A 21081-nucleotide genomic window follows, 5' to 3' on the forward strand; every position below is an offset into this window, starting at 1 on the left:
ACGTGGTCGAGGGCGAGGCCTGATTTGAAGATAGCTCAGGGTAGCAGCGGCGTCCACTGCCAGGTCGGGTAGATTTGTAAATCATGTGTCCGGTTTGGCTGAAAAGCAGTAGGTGGAGGCTGGCACCTGCTGTGCCGGTGTTCGCGGCGGTTCGACGCCTCGATGAACCCGCTCCCACAAGTTCTCATGCCTGCTGCGTCATCGTATCTCTTTACAGAGCGCACGATAGAGCCGCTACGCGTTTATTTACGAATATGTAACCTGTAATCATTAGGCCATTATGCGTTGACAGCTCCTCTCCCCCTTGCTAATAATCGCCCGAAGTTGTACGACAACACATAACAAAAACAACAATCACTGGACGAACCCATGTCGACACCCATCCCGCTGCACGCACGTCTGTTGCATCCCCCCTTCCAACGGCCTGCTGGCGTACACCCACCAGTACCTAGCGTCCGGATACCGCACATTCACCCAAGGCCCTGACCGGCCCGTTACCTACCCGCCCCTGCCGCAGGCCGCTTGTGCGTGCACGGTGGACGGGTTGCCATACCCTTCGGGAGCACAACAATAATGAAAATCTGCCACACCCTGCCCTTCGCCCTGCTTGGCGCCGGGGTCATCGCCGGCCTGCCGGGTACCAGCCTGGCTGCGGGTTTTGTCGAGGACAGCAAGGCCACCCTCGGCCTGCGCAACTTCTACATCAACCGCAACTTCACCAACCCCAGCAACCCGCAGAGCAAGGCCGAGGAATGGACGCAAAGCTTCATCCTTGATGCCCGATCGGGGTTCACCGAGGGGCCGGTGGGCTTCGGCGTGGATGTGCTGGGGCTGTGGTCGGTCAAGCTGGATGGCGGTGGCGGTACCTACGGCACGGCATTGCTGCCGCGTCATGACGACGGCAAGCCAGCGGATGATTACGGGCGCCTGGCGGTGGCGGGCAAGGCGCGGATTTCCAAGACCGAGTTGAAGATCGGCGAGTGGATGCCGGTGCTGCCGATTCTGCGTTCGGACGACGGGCGCTCGCTGCCACAGACGTTCCGTGGCGGGCAGGTCACTTCCAACGAGATTGCCGGGCTGACCTTGTATGGCGGGCAGTTCCGCGGCAACAGCCCGCGCAACGACGCCAGCATGGAAGACATGAGCTACGGCGGTGGGCTGTCGGACCGCTTCAACTTCGTCGGCGGCGAGTACAAGTTCAACCAGGACCGCACCCTGGTCGGGCTGTGGAATGCCGAGCTGAAGGACGTGTACCAGCAGCAGTACCTGCAACTGAGCCACAGCCAGCCGGTGGGCGAATGGACCCTGGGCGCCAACCTGGGCTACTTCCATGGCGATGACGACGGCTCCAAACGCGCCGGCGAACTGGACAACAAGACCTACTCGGGGATGTTCTCGGCCAAGTACGGTGGCAACACCTTCTGGATCGGGCTGCAGAAGGTCGATGGCGATACCTGGATGCGGGTCAACGGCACCAGTGGCGGGACCCTGGCCAACGACAGCTACAACTCCAGCTTCGACAATGCCAACGAGCGCTCATGGCAGGTGCGCCATGACTTCAACTTCGTCACCGTCGGAGTACCGGGGCTGACCTTGATGAACCGTTATATCAGCGGGCGCGATGTGCACAGTGGCGTGGTGACCGATGGCAAGGAGTGGGTGCGTGAGACGGAGCTGGCGTATGTGATCCAGAGTGGGGCGTTCAAGGATTTGAGTGTGAAGTGGCGCAATTCGTCGATTCGTCGGGATTACAGCAATAACGAGTTTGATGAGAACCGGTTGATTTTCAATTATCCGTTGTCGTTGCTCTAATCAAAAGCTACGGGATATGGCACCGGCTTCGCCGGTGTTCGCGGGTGAACCCGCTCCCACAGGGATCGCGTAGGTCTGAAGAACAGCTATCTCCTGTGGGAGCGGGTTTACCCGCGAAGAGGCCGGCAAAAGCCACACAAGCCTCATTGACAACCACCAGAATCACCGCCAATAATCACGGCAGTCATACGACAACCTACAACAATCAACAACAAGAGCCGGCCATGACCACTACTCCCCTCAATCGCCTGCTGCTCACCGGAGCCGCAGGCGGCCTGGGCAAGGTCCTTCGCGAACGCCTGCAAGGCTACGCCGAGGTCCTGCGCCTTTCCGACATCAGCCCCATGGCACCTGCCGCTGGCCCGCATGAAGAGGTCATCACCTGCGACCTGGCCGACAAGGCGGCGGTGCATGCCCTGGTCGAAGGCGTCGATGCCATCATCCACTTCGGCGGCGTGTCCACCGAGCATTCCTTCGAAGACATCCTCGGCCCCAACATCTGCGGCGTGTTCCACGTCTACGAGGCGGCGCGCAAGCACGGCGTGAAGCGCATCATCTTCGCCAGTTCCAACCACACCATCGGCTTCTACCGCCAGGATGAGCGCATCGACGCCCACTCCCCGCGCCGCCCCGACAGCTACTATGGGCTGTCCAAATGCTATGGCGAGGATGTTGCCAGCTTCTACTTCGACCGCTACGGCATCGAAACCGTCAGCATCCGCATCGGCTCGTCGTTCCCGCAACCCCAGAACCCGCGCATGCTCTGCACCTGGCTGAGCTATGACGACCTGCTGCAACTGATCGAGCGCGGGCTGTTCACGCCAGACGTTGGCCATACCATTGTCTACGGCGCTTCCGACAACCGCACCGTGTGGTGGGACAACCGCCATGCCGAGCACCTGGGCTATGTGCCCAAAGACAGCTCCGAACCCTTCCGCGCCGCCGTGGAAGCCCAGCCGGCGCCCGCCGCCGATGACCCGAGCATGGTCTATCAGGGCGGCGCCTTCGCCGTGGCTGGCCCGTTCAACTGACCCACGCCAGGAGGCACGGCCATGAACTGCGAACTGATCGTCGACGCCCGCAACGGTACCGGCGAAAGTCCCGTGTGGCACCCCAGCGAACAGGCCCTGTACTGGGTCGACATTCCCGCGCGCCAGCTGCACCGCTGGCAGGCGACCGATGGCATGCATCAGGTCTGGCAGGGTGACGAAATGCTCGCCTGTATCGCCCGTAGCGGCGACGGCTGGGTGGCCGGTATGGAAAGCGGCATCTTCCAGCTCCAGGCCAAGGCCGACGGCAGCCTGGATAGCCGCCTGCTCAGCAGCGTGGCGCATGCCCAGGCTGGCATGCGCTTCAACGACGGCCGCTGCGACCGCCAGGGCCGCTTCTGGGCCGGCACCATGCTGCTGGACATGCAGCAAGGCGCCCATGTCGGCGCGCTGTACCGGCATGACGGCGAAGGCCAACTGCACCTGCAGCAGGATGGCATGATCGTGCCCAACGGCCTGGCCTTCAGCCCCGATGGCCGGCGCATGTACCTGTCCGACTCGCACCCCAACGTGCAGAAGGTCTGGGCCTTCGATTACGACATCGACAGCGGCACGCCGCACAACAAGCGGCTGTTTGTCGACATGCGCGGTTACCCCGGCCGCCCCGACGGCGCCGCCATCGACCAGGACGGCTGCTACTGGATCTGCGGCAACGATGCCGGGCAGATCCACCGCTTCACCCCCGACGGCCGCCTCGACCGTTCGCTCAACGTGCCGGTAAAAAAACCGGCGATGTGCGCCTTCGGCGGCGCCAACCTCGACACCTTGTATGTCACCTCGATCCGCCCTGCGGGCATCGACCTCAGCGACCAACCACTGGCTGGCGGGGTGTTTGCCCTCGAACCTGGTACCAAAGGCCTGGAGGAGCCTGCCTACCGGGGCTGAACCGCATTTGCCGCACCCACACTTGCACGCCCGAAACCGGATAATAAAAAACACGGAGTTTCATCATGACGTTCAAACGCAAGCTGCTTCTTGCCGTACTCCCGTTCGCCTTCAGCGTGGCCATGCCCGCCTCGGCGCTAGACATCAAGTTCGCGGAGATCCACCCGGCCGGCTACCCGACCGTGGTCGCCGAGCAGAACATGGGTAAAAAGCTGGAACAGGCCAGCAATGGCGACATCACCTTCAAGATGTTCGCCGGCGGCGTGCTGGGTTCGGAAAAGGAAGTCATCGAGCAGGCGCAGATCGGTGCCGTGCAGATGACCCGCGTCAGCCTTGGGATAGTCGGCCCGGTAGTGCCGGATGTGAACGTGTTCAACATGCCGTTCGTGTTCCGCGACCATGAGCACATGCGCAAGATCATCGACGGCGAGATCGGCCAGGAGATCCTCGACAAGATCACCAACTCCGACTTCAATCTGGTGGCCCTGGCCTGGATGGACGGCGGCTCGCGCAGCATCTACACCAAGAAGCCGGTACGCAGCCTGGAAGACCTCAAGGGCATGAAGATTCGCGTGCAGGGCAACCCGCTGTTCATCGACATGATGAACGCCATGGGTGGCAACGGCATCGCCATGGACACCGGGGAAATCTTCAGCGCCCTGCAGACTGGCGTGATCGATGGGGCCGAAAACAACCCGCCAACGTTGCTTGAGCACAACCACTTCCAGAGCGCCAAGTACTACACCCTGACCGGCCACCTGATCCTGCCCGAGCCCGTGGTGATGTCCAAGACCACCTGGAACAAGCTCACCCCCGAGCAACAGGTGCTGGTGAAGAAAGTCGCGCGTGAAGCGCAGATGGAAGAACGCGCGCTGTGGGACGCCAAGTCCGCCGCCAGCGAAGAGAAGCTCAAGGCCGCTGGTGTTGAGTTCATCACCGTCGACAAGAAGCCGTTCTACGACGCCACCGCTTCGGTGCGCGAAAAATACGGCGCACAGTACGCCGACCTGATGAAGCGTATCGACGCCGTCCAGTAACAGCGGCCCCTTCCCAAACGACCTCGGCAGTGCGGCGCCCGCCGCCCTGCCGCTTTGGTGATGCCCATGAAAAACCTTTTCCTGCGTGGGAACGACGCGCTGTACCGCAGCTGTATCTGGATCGCCGGCCTGTCGATCCTGACCATGTCGCTGATCATCCCCTGGGGCATCTTCGCCCGTTACGTGCTTGGCACCGGCGCCAGCTGGCCGGAGCCGGTGGCCATCCTGCTGATGGTGGTATTCACCTTTGTCGGCGCCGCCGCCAGCTATCGGGCCGGGGCGCACATGGCGGTGGCGATGATCACCGACCGCCTGCCGCCGCTGCAGCGCCAGCTGGTCGCGCTGCTGGTGCAGGCGCTGATGATCCTGGTGTGCGTGTTCATGACCTACTACGGCACCAAGCTGTGCATCACCACCTGGAACCAGTTTCTGGCGTCGTTGCCGGGCGTACGGGTGGGCATGACCTATGCGCCGATCCCGGTGGGCGGCGTACTGACCCTGGTCTTTGTGCTGGAAAAACTCCTGCTTGGCGACCAGAGCCACCGTAAGGTGGTGCGCTTCGACCAGTTGGAAGAAAACGAAGGAGCGGCATAAATGGATGCGTTCATTCTGTTGGGCAGTTTCATCGCGCTCATCCTGCTGGGCATGCCGGTGGCCTACGCCCTGGGCCTGTCGGCGCTGATTGGTGCCTGGTGGATCGACATCCCGTTGCAGGCGATGATGATCCAGGTGGCAAGTGGGGTTAACAAGTTCTCACTGCTGGCCATTCCGTTCTTCGTGCTGGCTGGCGCGATCATGGCCGAAGGTGGCATGTCACGGCGGCTGGTGGCGTTTGCCGGGGTGCTGGTGGGCTTCGTGCGTGGCGGGCTGTCGCTGGTCAATATCATGGCTTCGACCTTCTTCGGCGCGATTTCCGGCTCGTCGGTGGCCGACACAGCATCGGTAGGCTCGGTGCTGATCCCGGAGATGGAGCGCAAGGGCTACCCGCGCGAGTTCTCTACGGCCGTGACCGTCAGTGGTTCGGTACAAGCGCTGCTGACCCCGCCCAGCCACAACTCGGTGCTGTATTCGCTGGCGGCGGGCGGCACGGTGTCGATCGCCTCGCTGTTCATGGCCGGGGTAATGCCGGGGTTGCTGCTGAGCGCGGTGATGATGGGCCTGTGCCTGATCTTCGCCAAGAAGCGCAACTACCCCAAGGGCGAAGTGATCCCGATGCGCCAGGCGCTGAAGATTGCCGGTGAAGCGCTGTGGGGCCTGATGGCCATGGTCATCATCCTTGGCGGCATCCTCTCGGGCGTGTTCACTGCAACCGAATCGGCGGCGGTCGCTGTGGTGTGGTCGTTCTTTGTGACCATGTTCGTCTACCGCGACTACAAGTGGCGCGACCTGCCCAAGCTGATGCACCGCACGGTTCGTACGATCTCGATTGTGATGATCCTGATCGGCTTTGCCGCCAGCTTCGGCTACGTGATGACGCTGATGCAGATCCCGTCGAAGATCACCACGGCGTTCCTGACCCTGTCGGACAACCGCTATGTGATCCTGATGTGCATCAACTTCATGCTGTTGCTGCTGGGCACGGTGATGGACATGGCGCCGCTGATTCTGATCCTTACGCCGATCCTGCTGCCGGTGATTACCGGTATCGGCGTGGACCCGGTGCACTTTGGCATGATCATGCTGGTGAACCTGGGGATCGGGCTGATCACACCGCCGGTGGGGGCCGTGTTGTTCGTCGGCTCGGCCATCGGCAAGGTGAGTATCGAGTCGACGGTAAAGGCGCTGCTGCCGTTCTACCTGGCGCTGTTCCTGGTGCTGATGGCGGTGACCTACATTCCGGCCATTTCGCTGTGGCTGCCTAGCGTGGTGTTGTAAATGAAAGGCGGGGCTGCTTTGCAGCCCATCGCAGGCAAGCCAGCTCCTACAGGTATTGCGCAAGTCTTGAAAGTGGTGCGGTCCCTGTGGGAGCTGGCTTGCCTGCGATGGGCCGCAAAGCGGCCCCCTTGGCCCTACCTGCAAACGGATCCTGCACATGGCTGTCCCCTCCTCTGCTGTCCCCCTGTTCCCACGCAAGCTGGCCATCGCCCTGCTGGCTCTGCTGGCCTGCTCATTCGCCGGCAACCACATCGCCGCACGCATCGCCTTCGATGACGGCACCGGTGTGCTGCTGGCCATCCTCTGCCGCTCGGGCATCACCCTCCTGGTGCTGGCCTGCCTGCTGTTGTGGCAGCGCCAGGCCCTGGCCCTACCCACCGGCACCCGCCGCTGGCAGCTGCTGCTCGGCCTGCTGATCGCCACCCAAAGCCTGTGCTTGTATTCGGCGGTAGCGCGCATTCCCGTGGCCCTGGCACTGCTGGTGGGCAACACCTTCCCGATGCTGCTGGCGCTGCTCACCTGGGCCTTGGGCGGTGCGCGCCCCACCGGTCGGACAATGCTGTTCATGGGCCTGATCCTGTGCGGCCTGGTACTGGCGCTGGATGTACCGGCACGCTTGGCCGACAACGGCGCGGCCAACCCGCACTGGGCGTTGGGCGTAAGCCTGGCCTTCGGTGCCGCCTGTGCCTTTGCCTGCGCCCTGTGGATCACCGACCACAAACTGGCCACTGTGCGTGGCCCGGTACGCAGCCTTCTGACCTTGCTGATTGTGTTCTCCAGCATGCTGGTCGCAGGCGCAAGTGGCGTGATGCCGTCCGGCTTGTCGCTGCCGGACAGCAGCAGTGGCTGGGCGGCCCTGGCCAGCCTGGTGGTGCTGTATGGCCTGGCCTTCACCTTGCTGTTCGTCTGCGTGCCACGGCTGAACATGGCGCAGAACGCACCGGTGATGAACGTTGAACCCATTGCCACCCTGCTGTTGGGCTGGGCCTTGCTTGACCAGCAACTTAGCACCCTGCAATTACTCGGCGGCGCCGTGGTGGTGTGCGGCATCGTGCTGCTCACCTATCGCAGGGCCGCTTGATACCTCTTTTTTCAAAGGAGCCTTGAATGGCTGTGACCGAACTGCACCTGCATGACCGCCTGACCCGCCTGAGCCTGGCCCCGGATCTGGGCGCCAGCCTGGTCAACTGGGAGGTGACGGCGACCGGGCAGGCGCTGTTGCGCCATTCTGACCCGGCCGCGCTGGCCAGTGGCACACCACGGCGCCTCGCCTGCTACCCGCTGGCGCCATGGTCCAACCGTGTTGCCGAAGGTGGCTTTGCCCGCCCTGAGGGTTGGCAGGCATTGGCCCCGAATACCGGGCACGACGCCTACCCGATTCATGGCAGCGCCTGGCAGCAGGCCTGGCAAGTCGAGCATCACAGTGAACGGCGTGCACGGCTGACGCTGGACAGTGCAGTGCCGTTTGCCTACCAGGCCACGCTGGATGTGCACTTGCATGAGGGTTGCCTGAACCTGGATTTACATGTGACGCATCTGGATGAGCTGGCTACCTGGTACGGGTTGGGGCTGCATCCTTACTTTCCGCGGTACCCCGATACCAGGCTGTATGCGGCGGCGCGCAAGGTGTGGCTGGCCGAGGATGGACGGTTGCCGTCATACCAGGCCGAGGTGCCGGAGCAGTGGAAGTTTGAATCGTTGGCCAGCCTGCCGGAGACGGTGGTGGATCATGCCTTCAGTGGCTGGCCGGGAGAGTGCGTGATCGAGCAGCCAAGCGCCGGGTATCGGTTGGCGTGCAGCGCCATCGGGGCTGAGCATTTCTTGCTGTTTTGCCCGCAAGGGCAAAGGTTTTTCTGCTTTGAGCCGGTTAGCCACCCGGTCAATGCGCATCACCTGCCGGGGCGGCCGGGGTTAAGGCTGTTGCAGCGGGGGGAAGTGATGAGCCTTGGGTTCAGGATGCAGTATCGGGCGTTGTGATGGTGTTGCCTGGATTGGGGCTGCTTTGCAGCCCATCGCGACACAAGGCCGCTCCTACAGGGGACCGCGTCAGCTCATGCCACGCGGTCCCCTGTAGGAGCGGCCTTGTGTCGCGATGGGCTGCAAAGAGGCCCCAAATTCTGAAGCCTTACGCCAATGCCTCGGTCGCCCCCATCACTGGCTTATTGGAAACATCCCCCCGCACTTCGCGCGCCACCTTCCACACCAGCACCGCCGCGACGATATCGAACGCCGCCAGTACCACGAACAGCGGGCTATACCCAATCTGCGTCACCAGCACCCCGAATACCAGGGTAAACGCCGCCGCCCCCAGGTAACCACACATGCCACCCATGCCGGTCGCGGTAGCCACCTGGTCCTTGCTGAACGAGTCCGAAGTGATCGAGTACAGCGCCCCCGACAACGTCTGGTGGGCAAAGCCGCCAATGCACAGCAGCAGGATCGCCGTGTACGGGCTTTCCACCAGGCCAATACAGGCCGGGCCGATCATGCAGCTGGCACCGAACACCAGCACCATCTTGCGCGAGGTGAACAGCGACACCTTGAAGTAACGATGGAACAACGGGCTGAGATAACCGCCCAGCACACAGCCGATATCGGCAGCCAGGAACGGCAGCCAGGCGAACATCGCCACTTCCTTGATGTTCATGTGCCGCTCGGTCATCAGGTACAGCGGGATCCAGGCATTGAAGGTTTGCCAGGCTGGTTCTGAGAGGATCCGCGCCGAGGCGATGGCGTAGAAGTTGCGGGTCTTGAAAATGCGCTTCCATGCGCCCTTCTCACGGGTCTCCAGTTTGAAGTGTGCTTCCTGCCCGGCAAGGATGTAGTCGCGCTCCTCGTCACTCAGGCGCTTCTGGTCGCGCGGGTGCTTGTACAGCAGCATCCACAGCAGGGTCCAGACAATGCCCGAAGCGCCAACAATGACGAACGCCAGCTGCCAACCGCTGTGCAGGATCGCCCACACCACCAGCGGCGGCGCCAGCAAGGCGCCGAGCGACGAGCCAATGTTGAACCACCCGATCGCCACCGAGCGCTCCTTGGCCGGGAACCACTCGGTGGTGGCCTTGACCCCGGCCGGCAGGCCGGCAGCCTCGGTCATGCCCAGCAGCCCGCGCATGAACGCCATGCTCTGCCAACCGCTGGCCAGGGCCGCACCGGCACAAGCCAGCGACCAGGCCATGGCGAACACGGCAAAGCCCAGCTTGGTGCCGATGAAATCGATGAACCAGCCGGCAATCGGCTGCATGAGGGCGTAGCACACCTGCCAGGCGGCGACGATCTTGGCGTATTGCTCGGTACTGATGGAAAGGTCGGTCATCAAGGTGGGGGCAGCCACCGAGAGGGTGTTGCGGGCGAGGTAGTTGACGACCAGCCCAGCCGTGACAAGGCTGACCATCCACCAACGGATGCCTTTCATCTTCATGGTTCACCTGAATTTTTGTTTTTAGAGATGCGGGTGATTGGCACAAATGCCGGCAGGGCTATTTGCGACAAATTGTTTCAGGTGAAAGAGTGCCATGTCATAGGTCGTCGTACAACACTTATTATTTCAAGATGTTTTTAGATGCGTTGTACGATCTCAGTTCAGCTGCTGGGCGCGCAGCGTCTGCGCCAGCATGTCAATGAAGGTCCTGACCTTGGCCGAACCATACTTGCTCTCACGGTGCAGCACATGAATCGGCCAGGGCGCCTCTTCGTATTCGGCCAGGATCACCTGCAACTGCCCACTGGCCAACTCATCTGCCACCTGGTACGACAGCAGGCGGGCAATCCCCAGCCCGCCACTGGCGGCGGCAATTGCCCCGTCATTGCTGGTTACCGTCAGCCGCGGCTTCATGCGCACCAGGGTTGGCTCATCGGTCACGCCAAAGCGCCAGCCGGCCCGAGGCGACAGGTTGGTGGTGCCGATCACCGCATGGCCGGCCAGGTCCGACGGGTGCTTGGGCACGCCATGGCGCGCCAGGTAGTCGGGGGAGGCACACAACATGCGCCGTACCCTGCCGACCCGCAGCGCCTTCAACCCGGAATCGGGTAACGGGCCGATGCGCACGGCCACGTCCATGCCCTCCTCGACCATGTTCACCACGCGATCGAGGAAGTAGGCGGAAACATCGACTTCCGGGTACTGCTGCAGGTAGCGGACGATACACGGCATGACGAACTTCTTGCCGAACAGGATCGGCGCTGTCACCGCCAAATCGCCCTTGGGGGTGGCGTTGATGCCTGCGGCTGCTTCATTGGCCTCATGGATGCTGGCGAGGATATGCCGGGTGTCTTCCAGGTACCGGCCGCCGGCTTCAGTCAGGCGCACGCTGCGGGTGGTGCGCAGCAGCAGCTTGACCCCGAGCTGCTCTTCCAGGGCACTGACAGCACGGGTGACGGCGGCTGGGGAGATGTCCAGGCGGCGGGCGGCGGCGGCGAAGCTTTCCAGTTCGCCGACGGCGACGAACACCTTCATCAGGTGGATCTGGTCCATGCGGGCTCCTGTCCTGGGGGCTATGAGGTGCCGGGATTATCTTTCATCTGGGGGTTTTGTGTGACCTGTAGCGGCCTATTCGCGGGTAAACCCGCTCCTACATTCAGGCGAGGTCAATTGTAGGAGCGGGTTTACCCGCGAAGAGGCCAGCACAGGTAAATCAAACATCAAGCACCAACGCCTGCCCACCCTCTTCCACCTTCGCCGGCACGGCACAGCAGATCAGCACCGAACCCGCCTCCGGCATCTCTGCCGGCGGTTTGGGGTAATGCACCTGCCCACTGATCAGCTGGGTCTTGCAGGTACCACACGACCCACCCCGGCAACTGAACTCCGGCGCCAACCCGCGTGCCTCGGCCAGCTCCAGCAACGTGCCGCTACCCGGCGCCCAACGCGCCTCCTTGGCCGAAGCCGAAAAGTACACCGGCACCGGCTCGCTGGCAGCGGGTGGCTGTTGCAATGTCGGCTGGTCATCGTCAGTGTGCCGCCGCAGCGTCGACGGGCCAAAGGCTTCAGCGTGGATCCGCGCATCCGGCACATGCACCCCGCGCAGCCCCTCATACAGCTCCTGGGTAAAGTTACCTGGGCCGCACAGGTAGAAATCGTAGTCGTCTAGCGCCAGCGTCGCCTTGACCTGCTCAATACCCAGCCTGCCGGCAAACTCATAATCTTGCACGGCCACCGCGTGGCTTTCCGGTTGGCTCAGGGCACGGTACACATGCAGCACGCCAGCGGCTTGTTGCTGCAATCTGGCCAGCTCCTGGCGGAACGGCAGGTCGGCCAGACTGCGCGCGCCATGGAACAGGTGAATGCCCCGTGCCTGCCCCATGCTCACCTGCTCGCGCAGCATGGCCAGCAGCGGCGTAATGCCAACGCCCGCGCCGATCAGCACCAGCGGCCGCGTGCTCTGTTGATCCAGCGTGAAGCTGCCCATGGGTGGTCGCACGTTCAGCACATCGCCCGCCACGACGCGCTCATGCAGGTACTGCGAGGCCGGGCCCTGGCTTTTGACGCTGATACGCACATAGCCGTCAGAAGGCGCGCTGGACAAGCTATAGGTGCGTATCAGCGCAGCCTCACCGTCGAGCTGGACCTGCACCGGAACATGTTGCCCAGGCGCAAAGGCCACGGCACTGCCGACGGGTGGTTCAAGGTAGAACGAGCGGATATCGCGGCTCTCCTGCTCCACCCGTAGCACTCGCCAAGCCTGCCATTGGCGCTGTTGCTGGCGCTGGCGCAGGCGCACTTCGGCCTCGGCCCAGGTGCCGGTCATGAGGCTGGTCGGCGCGAATTCCTTGAAGGCCCAACGCAGGGATACCGCAGCCGGACGCCACACCACCTGCTCGACATCCAGCGTCCATAGCCGTTCGGCGCCTTCGAAGGCCTGAATAGCGGGGCTGTCCAGCAGCACCTCGGCGTGCCCATAAAGCTGCAGCACGTTGCCGTTACTGAAGTCGATGAACAGCAAGCCTGCCCGTGGGTTCAGCAACAGGTTGCCCAAGGTGTTGAAGTGCAGGTTGCCAGCGTAGTCGGGAATGGTCAGGCGGTTGCCCTCGACCTTGACGAACCCAGGCCGGCCGCCACGGTGGGAGACATCCACCGAGCGCTGGCCCTCGCCGTGCTCAACATAGCTGGCAACGAAGAAGGTATCGGCGGCCTGGATCATGCCGATGGCTCTGCCATCCAGTGCAGTCGCGTCGACACGCTTCTGGGCGCGCTCTTCGACATGGATGTATTCACGCAGCTGGATGTACTGCGGGCAGTTGCCGAACGACTGCTCCACGGTCACCTGCAGCTGCCCTTGTGCAGCTTGGTGGATCTGCCCATTAATGCGATTGCGCCGGCGCGTGTGCAGTTCGATACCCAGCAGGCCAACCGCCTGCCCGGCTACCAACCCAGGGGTGGCGGGGTCGTCTGCAGGCAACGTAGTGTTGATCATCAATTGGCGCGGGTCCGGCGAGCTGACAAAGCCTTCCGGCCCTTCCAGCAGCGTTGCCCATGGCCGGCCCTGGGCGTCCACGCTGGCGGCGACCATGAACGGTAGTTGGTGATAGAAATTGCGGTGCTGGTCGGGCATGAAGTCACGAATGACCTTCTGCCCGAACGCCTCCATGCGCTCTGCTACACCGACCTTTTCCTGCAGGGCTTTCTCACCCGCATGCCAGGGTGAGGCGCGGTGGTCCGGGGGCTGTTGCATGGCGGCGTTCCTCGCGATGGCGGGGTGTCAGGCGCTGGTCTGCAGCCCGATCACGGTGCGTGGCATGGGCACGAAGCCCGGCAGTGCCTCGATCCGTGCCAGCCAGCTGCGCACGTTGGCATAGGGTTCCAGCGACACGTTGCCTTCTGGTGCGTGGGCGATGTACGAGTAGTTGGCGATGTCGGCGATGGTGGGCGTGCTGCCTGCCAGGAATGGCGACTTGGCCAGCTCGGCGTCGATCACCTTGAGCAGGGTGTGGGCGCGGGCAATCACTTCGTCGGTATTGAACGAAGCACCGAACACCGTAACCAAGCGAGCGGCGGCGGGGCCAAATGCCAGCGGGCCGGCAGCCACCGAGAGCCAGCGCTGCACGCGGGCGGCGGCGGCGGGGTCTTCAGGCAGCCATGTGCCGTTGTCGTACTTTTTTGCCAGGTAGACAAGGATGGCATTGGAGTCGGCGATCACCGTGCCGTTGTCATCAATGACCGGCACCTGGCCGAACGGGTTGAGGGCAAGGAAGTCAGGCTGCTTGTGCGCGCCTTTGGCCAGGTCGACGAATACCAGCTCGGTGGGCAGGTTCAGCAGCGAGAGCATCAGCTCGATGCGGTGGGCGTGGCCAGACTTGGGGAAGTTGTAAAGCTTGATCGGGTTCGACATGGGCTTGGCTCCTGGTCAGCACCGGGGCGGGCTGATGGAGCACATGCTGCACCGGTTCGGCGGGCAGCAGAATCCGTGTGGCGGGGAAACCATAATTTCGCGGGGCGGAATAATGCATACAGTTTTCTAGCATTTTCGCGGGTAAGCCCACTCCTCAGAGAGCACAGAGAACTGAGATCGTAGGCGGTTCGGGTACCCTGTGGGAGCGGGTTCACCCGCGAAGAGTCCAGCGCGGTGCATGGCACCGGCTACGCCGGTGTTCGCGGGTAAACCCGCTCCCACAGAGGGCAGCTGGATCAATGAGTTATGTACAGTTCTATGAGCGTGGGCGTGCCCGCGACCATTCACTTGGTGGTACCAGGCGCGGAGAGCTGCAGATGGCATTCACGAAGCCATCTAGCTCGCTGATATCAAGTATGGCGTCATCGTTGCCATACTTGAAAAGCAGCTCACCCAGCTTGTCCAGCTCCTGGTCAGTTATAGGGCTGTTCACAGGTTTCAATTGTTCAGGCGATGGAAACTGTAAAGCTGGCGGGCAGCCTGGATCACCTGAGGCACGCAGGCCTGGATATCTTCATCGCTCATCTGGTCCAGCAGTTCGAAGTTATCCTCCAGCCCGTGCAGGGAAATGGCCTTGAGCAGTTGGTCCTGCTCCGCCGGCAACTCGCCCCAGCCGGCGATCTGGGTACCGCGCATGTAGCCAAAGCACCACTCCTCCATGACGATCACAGTGCCCTGCTCGCCTTCGCTTTCCTCGAACAGCGGCTCAAACTGGTCGACGTCGTCACCCAACTCTTCTGCCACCTGGCTGGCATAGCGCAGCATCAGCGCCACATAGGCCTCTTCATGCGCAGGCTTCTTGAACTTCGGCACCTTGCCGCCAGCCACTGCGGGCAACCAATGCTCCGGGGTGACAGTAGAGGGTGAGCTGGCCAGTGCAGTAAAAAAGCCGTTGAGCTCGGCCAGGTTGAGCACCGAATAGTCATTGCCGTAGGTGATCAACAGGTCTTCGAGGCGGTCGAGTTCTTTTTCGCTGAGTGGAGGGAGCATGGGTGGGGATCCTGGGAGGCAAAAGTGTGTGCACCCTAGCACAGCAACGTTCGAAGGGCTGCCCGCGCTTACAGCTACGCGGGCAGATTGCTCAACAAGGCAACCAGCTGTGCAACTGTTGCTGCCTACCGGTACCGATCAGTAGCCACAACAGAATCCGGCACTTGCGCGGGCACAATTGCCCCGCCATTTGTACCCCCTTGGCCTGCAGGTCAATTTCGGCACCGGCAAAACCGTACGATGCAGAAGCGGTGGGACCACTGCCTGTGCGGGTGGCTACAATCACCGGCAAGGCAGGCACGAGTTGGCCCAGCACTTCAGACCAGCCACCAGAAACGTGGCCAGCACCAAAGCCGGCGATCACCAGCCCCTCGTAGCCTAGTGTCGCAACGGCCTGCAACAACGCCGTATCGGCGTCCAGGCATACTTCCAGCAGTGCAACGCGATGCTCGGTGCAATGGGGTAACGGCAACACCTTCCGTCGAGCAGGCGCCTGGCGGTACACCACAACGCCCTCCACAACATCGCCCAACGGGCCACAGCCAGACCTGAATGCAGCCATCGCCAGGCTGGCCGTCTTGCGAACCCTGGCTGCGCAATGGACCTGATCATTCATCACCACCAGCACACCACGCCCTCGGCTGTCTTGTGCCAGTGCAACCTGTGCCGCAGCCAGCAGGTTGGCGGGGCCGTCGTTGCCCGGCTGGTTGGCAGCGCGCATGGCCCCCGTCATCACCAATGGCGCATCGAACGGCCAGAGCAAGTGAAGGAAATAGGCCGTTTCCTCGAGGCTGTCAGTACCTTGGGTCAGTATCACCGCCTGTGCCCCCCGCTCCACCTCAGCCCGGGCCCAAGCCAGCACGTCGAGCAGCGCCGCAAAACCCATCGAGGCACTGGGAAGCAGGCCCAGCGTGGCAACTTCAAGATCTGCCAGCTCGCGTAACTGCGGCACCTGGGCCAGCTGCGCGTCGCAACCAAGCGTTGGCCTCACTCCACATCCAAGGGTGCTTGCCTGCATGCTCACCGTGCCACCCAGGCTGCCAATGGCCAGTCTGGGCAGGCTTGTTTGCTCATTCATACGCCACCTCCGGCAAGCATGCCGACCAGTGGCACGATTGCCAGCGTGCTGATGGCCATCGACAACACATTGCCGATATAGCCGTGCATGTAGGTGGGTAAGCGCTGGGTAATGGCCACTGCCAGCGGCGGAGCCACCAGCGCGCCCAGTACCGCACTGGCCACGACCACTTGCCAGCTGCCTCCGTGGGTAAGTACTGCGGCGGGAACAATCGAGACGATGGGAATGTACGTGGGGTACCACCCGCGTGCCTGCCACTGGCGACGCCAGAACACGACCCCGACCAATGACGCCAGCGCCTGCCCGGCGATCATTGGCATCAACAGCAACGAGCCGTACACCGGTGCTGCAGGGACCAGCATGTAAGCAAGCAAGGCACCCAGCAGGAGCCCAAGGCTGGCCAGTTCATTACCGAAGAATGGCGCCTCGCTGAAGTCGGCCAGCACGCGGCGCAAGGTCCAGACCACGCCGTAGTCGGGTTGGACTGCAACGGGATCGGGGTCGGCTGATTCATGGCTGGGCCGCACCCAGGAAGGAAAGCGCTTGCACAGCAGGAACGCCACAAGGCTTGCCAGCGCCATGCCACTCACATTGCCAACCACCACCGGCAGCTGTAGGGGGTAGCACAGGTAGTTAACCATCAGCAGGCTGGCGGGGGTTACCAGCAATGCACCCAGCAGGGCGCCGGTTATGGCTACCCGCCAGCCCGCACCAAACAGCAACACCATGGCTGCCGGCAACGAAACGAAGGCGACGAAGGTGGGTTGCCAGGTGCCACTGGCCAAGGTCCAACCCCACAACGCGTGGCTGAGCAGCAGGCCCAACAGCGAACTGGTGAACACCCATGGCCACAAGCCGCTACCATAGCAAATGGCAAAACCCTGCCATCGATACCCGCGCACATGTGCCCAGTGCCCCAGGCAAGCCCCAAGCAGCAAGCCCAGGGCGGGCAGTTCATGCTTGTAGAAAGCCACTTCGCTGATGTCACCGACTATCCAGCGCAAGCGGCTCAACGGTTGATCAAGCGTAGCCGCCAGTTGCGCGTAGTCCGGCCATCGGCCATGGGCGAGGAACGCCACCAGCAGCAACAGCAAACAGGCGAGGATCAACACCGGTGAACGCTGCCGGTTCGGTAAGAGAAGCATATTCATGTGCGACTCCTCAGCGCGGCATCGGGTCATGCAGGCGGTAGCCAAGGTTTGCATCGTAGAGATCGGTGCGCCGATCTCGCGGCAAGTCGTTTAGGCTGTTCCAGATCGGCGCCGAACGTGCACTGCTGAGGTCGACATCGGCGTAGAGAATGCCCTCTTCCTCTGCACTGGCTACCTCGCCGATGGGCCAGCCATTGGTGCCGGCGATCAGCGAACAACCCAGGAAGCGCCCGCCCCGCTCGTTGCCTATGCGGTTGGCGGCGGCGATGTAGACGTTGTTCACATGCGCCGCCGTCATGGTCAGGTAGGAGGCCATGCAGCGCCCTGCTTCATCGAACAGCGGTGGTGGTGTCCATACCCAGTTGTTCAGGCTGCAGATGATGTCGGCACCTTGTGCGGCCATCAAACGCGGTACTTCCGGGAACCAGATATCCCAGCAGATCAGCAGGCCGATACGGCCAATCGGCGTCTCGAACACCGGAAAGCCCAGGTTGCCAGGGGTGAACCAGAGCTTCTCCTGGTTCCACAGGTGTGCCTTGCGGTAGTGCCCGAGCAGGCCTTCGGGGCCGAACAGCACGGCGCTGTCGTAGAGCTTCAGCCCGTCACGTTCGGCAAAGCCCGCAGCCAGGTAAACCTGGTACTCCCTGGCGAATTCGGCCCAGGCTTGCAGGCTGCGCCCTTCTTGAAGCGTCTCGGCATGGGCATAGGCCTCGGCACGGGAGTGGAAGGTGTAGCCGGTATTGGCCAGTTCGGGCAGCACGATCAGGTTGGCGCCTTCACGCGCTGCCTGCCTGGCCATTGCCAAGCCTCTGTTCAGGTTGCCATCACAGTGCTCAAGCCCAACCTGAGGGTCGTACTGGATGACAGCGATGCGTACGGGGCTGACGAGGGTACGGTTTTCAGACATGGCAACTTCCTTTTTATGGTTGTTGTGGAAGGGCGCCAGTAAAACGGGGTTGGGCTTGGGTGTGACAGTCGGGCAGTTCCTATGGAGCCCAAGGACAAGAGATCTGATGTAGTAGGAAAAATCGCACTAAAACGAACAGGTCCCGCTATTTCCCAATTTGATAATGTGGGTAGTGATCCAGAGTGAACCCCCCATTGAATTCTGCGGATGTTCGGTTGCAGATATTGATGACGACATCGAGCGCCGTGCGCAAACACGGCTCGGTCCAGCCGGCGTCAACAGAGAAGGACTCTCCAGCCAGATACAAGCCCGAACTGGCACTCAGCTCGCGGTTGTATTTCATCAGGCTGACGGCATCGTAGTAGGTACCTGCCCGATACAGTTTTGCGCAGCCGAGTGCGTTACGATCCGTCATCCAACGCTGTATGCGAATGTTTCGGGTATCGATATAGGTTTAGCCACATTGCTGCAGCGCAGCAGAAACTGGCACGCCGCAACGCGCCAGGGTGACCAGTCAGCAGCCGCTGGCAGCGTTCGACCCGGCGATTCTCGACCCGGTTGCTGATATCAAGGATGTCGAGCTTGCCCGCTGAGCGGGTAACGCGATGGATGGCACCGGCTTTGCCGGTGTTCGCGGCTGAAGCCGCTCCTACAGGGATCGTGTCAGCCTGCAAAGTTCGTAGGCTTGCGCGGTCCATGTGGGAGCGGCCTTGTGTCGCGATGGGCCGCAAAGCGGCCCCGGGATTTCAGCTTCGCAGCAGAAATTGCAGGGGCCGCTGTGCGTCCCATCGCGACACAAGGCCGCTCCTACAAGGACGGTGCCAGCCATTGCGGGTGGCGCCGGACCTCAGGGCTTACACCGCCAGCGCGCGCTCACGCAGCTCGCTGTTGAGGATGCGGTCGTTCTCGCTGTAATCGACCGGGCAGTCGATCACGTGCACGCCCGGGGTCTTGATGCAGTGCTCCAGCAGCGGCAGCAGGCCTTCGGCGCTTTCCACGCGGTGGCCGTTGGCACCGTAGGCTTCGGCGTACTTGACGAAGTCCGGGTTGCCGTAGTCCAGGCCGAAATCGGTGAAGCCCATGTTGGCCTGCTTCCAGCGGATCATGCCGTAACCGTCGTCACGCAGGATCACCACGGTGATGTGCATGCCCAGTCGTACCGCCGTTTCCAGCTCCTGGCTGTTCATCATGAAGCCGCCGTCGCCGCACACCGAGATCACCGGGCGGTCCGGGTGTACCAGGTGCGCAGCCATGGCCGATGGCAGGCCGGCGCCCATGGTCGCCAGGGCGTTATCCAGCAGCACGGTGTTCGGTTTGTGCGCCTTGTAGTTGCGGGCGAACCAGATCTTGTAGATGCCGTTGTCCAGGGCGACGATCCCTTCGGACGGCAGCACGCGACGGATGTCGGCAACCATACGCTGCGGGTAGACCGGGAAGCGGTTGTCGTCGGCGCCTTCGGCGATCTGGGCTTCGTTGGCTTCACGGATGGCCATCAGGCGGGTGAAGTCCCAGTGCGAGGTCTCGGTCAGGGCTTCACCGATCTGCCAAACGGCGTTGGCGATATCGCCGATCACTTCCACCTGCGGGAAATACACGGCATCGACTTCGGCGGAGCGGAAGTTGATGTGGATGACTTCGGTGCCGCCACGGACCATGAAGAACGGCGGCTTCTCGATCACGTCGTGGCCGATGTTGACGATCAGGTCGGCGGCTTCGACGGCGCGGTGCACAAAGTCACCGGACGACAGCGCAGCGTTACCCAGGAAGCGCGGGTGGCGCTCGTCGACCACACCTTTACCCATTTGGGTGGTGATGAACGGGATGCCGGTCTTGTCGATCAGTTGCTTGAGGACCTTGGCGGTCATCTTGCGGTTAGCGCCGGCACCGATGACCAGGATCGGGTTACGCGCGGCCTGCAGTTTCTCGACGGCCGCTTCGATGGCCTTGTGCTCGGCCAGTGGGCGGCGGTGCAGGCTGCGCGGGATCGGCAGGGCGTCGGTCTGCTCGGCGGCGATGTCTTCCGGCAGTTCCAGGTGAACGGCACCCGGTTTTTCTTCCTCTGCCAGGCGGAAGGCTTCGCGCATACGGGCTGGGATGTTGTCGGCCGAGGCGAACTGGTGGGTGTACTTGGTGATGGGGTCCATCATGCCGCACACGTCAATGATCTGGAAGCGGCCCTGCTTGGACTTCTTGATCGGCTTCTGCCCGGTGATCATCATCATCGGCATGCCGCCCAGGTAGGCGTAGGCGCTGGCGGTTACCAGGTTGGTCGCGCCGGGGCCGAGGGTCGACAGGCTGACGCCAGTCTTGCCGGTCAGGCGACCGTATGTGGCAGCCATGAAACCTGCAGACTGCTCATGGCGGGTCAGTACCAGCTTGATCTTCGACTTGCGCAGGGATTCGAGCAGGTCGAGGTTTTCTTCACCGGGAATGCCGAATACATACTCGACACCTTCGTTTTCCAGGCATTGCACAACGACATCGGCGGCCTTGGCCATCTTGCTTGCTACCTCAAGTGATGGGACGGTGGAAGTCCAGAAATGCGCAGCACGGTACGCTGGCATCGCTCAGCCCGGGGCCAGGAATGCCCCGAAGCAAAGTCTTGACGTAGGGTGGGCGCGGGAAAGTCACGTTAGTAAGACGGGAATATTGTCGCAGCCAGGGTATTTCGCGATCCCTGTAGGAGCGGCTTTAGCCGCGAAGCGGGCGGCGCGGTGGATGGCACCGGCTTTGCCGGTGTTCGCGGCTAAAGCCGCTCCTACAGGGATTTGGGTGAGGCCAGGGACCGAGCAAGGCGGGGGATTTTTGCGCCACAAAGACAAAACCCCTACCTGCATGTGCAGATAGGGGTTTTGCGAAATGAATCTTGACGATGACCTACTCTCACATGGGGAAACCCCACACTACCA

Annotated in this window: 18 protein-coding genes and 1 pseudogene; 8 read left to right on the plus strand and 11 right to left on the minus strand. The window is 62.3% G+C overall.

The annotated features are described in order from the left end of the window. Positions 1–573 precede the first annotated feature (573 nt). From ACIP1G_RS17545 to ACIP1G_RS17580, 8 genes are all read left to right on the plus strand, one after another. On the plus strand, positions 574–1812 hold the full coding sequence (locus ACIP1G_RS17545; RefSeq protein WP_400739213.1) for an OprD family porin: 1239 nt from the start codon (positions 574–576) through the stop codon (positions 1810–1812). Positions 1813–2036: 224 nt separating this feature from the next. Continuing rightward, complete coding sequence (locus ACIP1G_RS17550) at positions 2037–2843, plus strand: NAD-dependent epimerase/dehydratase family protein (protein ID WP_400739216.1); 807 nt, start codon at positions 2037–2039, stop codon at positions 2841–2843. 21 nt (positions 2844–2864) lie between these two features. Then, positions 2865–3746, plus strand: a complete 882-nt coding sequence (locus ACIP1G_RS17555; RefSeq protein ID WP_400739219.1) for an SMP-30/gluconolactonase/LRE family protein — start codon at positions 2865–2867, stop codon at positions 3744–3746. A gap of 65 nt (positions 3747–3811) precedes the next feature. Then, positions 3812–4783: a TRAP transporter substrate-binding protein gene (locus tag ACIP1G_RS17560; protein ID WP_161775186.1), complete on the plus strand. Its 972-nt coding sequence runs from the start codon at positions 3812–3814 to the stop codon at positions 4781–4783. A gap of 66 nt (positions 4784–4849) precedes the next feature. Next, on the plus strand, positions 4850–5377 hold the full coding sequence (locus ACIP1G_RS17565; protein WP_400739221.1) for a TRAP transporter small permease: 528 nt from the start codon (positions 4850–4852) through the stop codon (positions 5375–5377). Continuing rightward, the gene (locus ACIP1G_RS17570) at positions 5378–6658 is read left to right on the plus strand and encodes a TRAP transporter large permease (protein ID WP_400739224.1); all 1281 of its coding nucleotides are present in this window, start codon (positions 5378–5380) and stop codon (positions 6656–6658) included. 157 nt (positions 6659–6815) lie between these two features. Further along, positions 6816–7739 (plus strand): EamA family transporter, encoded by a 924-nt coding sequence (locus tag ACIP1G_RS17575; RefSeq protein ID WP_400739227.1) that lies wholly within the window; start codon positions 6816–6818, stop codon positions 7737–7739. A 26-nt stretch (positions 7740–7765) separates the two neighbouring features. After that, a complete protein-coding gene (locus tag ACIP1G_RS17580) occupies positions 7766–8635 on the plus strand; it encodes an aldose 1-epimerase (RefSeq protein ID WP_400739230.1) in 870 nt (289 codons plus the stop codon). Between the two features lie 148 nt (positions 8636–8783). Here the strand turns inward: ACIP1G_RS17580 and ACIP1G_RS17585 are convergent, their stop codons facing one another. The 11 genes and pseudogenes from ACIP1G_RS17585 to ACIP1G_RS17635 form a co-directional block, all read right to left on the minus strand. Further along, positions 8784–10079 (minus strand): MFS transporter, encoded by a 1296-nt coding sequence (locus ACIP1G_RS17585; protein WP_400739232.1) that lies wholly within the window; start codon positions 10077–10079, stop codon positions 8784–8786. A gap of 156 nt (positions 10080–10235) precedes the next feature. Then, positions 10236–11132, minus strand: a complete 897-nt coding sequence (locus ACIP1G_RS17590) for a LysR family transcriptional regulator (RefSeq protein ID WP_400739234.1) — start codon at positions 11130–11132, stop codon at positions 10236–10238. A gap of 160 nt (positions 11133–11292) precedes the next feature. Next, the gene (locus ACIP1G_RS17595; RefSeq protein WP_400739236.1) at positions 11293–13329 is read right to left on the minus strand and encodes a pyridoxamine 5'-phosphate oxidase family protein; all 2037 of its coding nucleotides are present in this window, start codon (positions 13327–13329) and stop codon (positions 11293–11295) included. A 27-nt stretch (positions 13330–13356) separates the two neighbouring features. Beyond that, on the minus strand, positions 13357–13986 hold the full coding sequence (locus ACIP1G_RS17600; protein WP_400739239.1) for a glutathione S-transferase family protein: 630 nt from the start codon (positions 13984–13986) through the stop codon (positions 13357–13359). 316 nt (positions 13987–14302) lie between these two features. Continuing rightward, positions 14303–14479 (minus strand): UPF0149 family protein, encoded by a 177-nt coding sequence (locus tag ACIP1G_RS17605; protein ID WP_400739241.1) that lies wholly within the window; start codon positions 14477–14479, stop codon positions 14303–14305. A gap of 5 nt (positions 14480–14484) precedes the next feature. Beyond that, positions 14485–15036, minus strand: a complete 552-nt coding sequence (locus tag ACIP1G_RS17610) for a UPF0149 family protein (RefSeq protein WP_400739244.1) — start codon at positions 15034–15036, stop codon at positions 14485–14487. Between the two features lie 91 nt (positions 15037–15127). Continuing rightward, entirely contained in the window at positions 15128–16114 is a 987-nt protein-coding gene (locus tag ACIP1G_RS17615; protein WP_400739246.1) for an asparaginase, read from the minus strand. After that, positions 16111–17265 (minus strand): hypothetical protein, encoded by a 1155-nt coding sequence (locus ACIP1G_RS17620; RefSeq protein ID WP_400739249.1) that lies wholly within the window; start codon positions 17263–17265, stop codon positions 16111–16113. Before ACIP1G_RS17620 ends, ACIP1G_RS17615 begins: the two co-directional genes overlap by 4 nt. Before the next feature lie 10 nt (positions 17266–17275). Next, the gene (locus ACIP1G_RS17625) at positions 17276–18172 is read right to left on the minus strand and encodes a nitrilase family protein (protein ID WP_400739252.1); all 897 of its coding nucleotides are present in this window, start codon (positions 18170–18172) and stop codon (positions 17276–17278) included. Between the two features lie 145 nt (positions 18173–18317). Continuing rightward, positions 18318–18626, minus strand: a pseudogene (locus ACIP1G_RS17630) (amine oxidase); the annotation flags it as partial. Between the two features lie 400 nt (positions 18627–19026). After that, positions 19027–20670, minus strand: a complete 1644-nt coding sequence (locus ACIP1G_RS17635) for an acetolactate synthase large subunit (protein WP_400739255.1) — start codon at positions 20668–20670, stop codon at positions 19027–19029. Positions 20671–21081 lie beyond the last annotated feature (411 nt).

Source organism: Pseudomonas sp. NPDC089392 (assembly GCF_044749595.1).
Lineage (GTDB): Bacteria > Pseudomonadota > Gammaproteobacteria > Pseudomonadales > Pseudomonadaceae > Aquipseudomonas.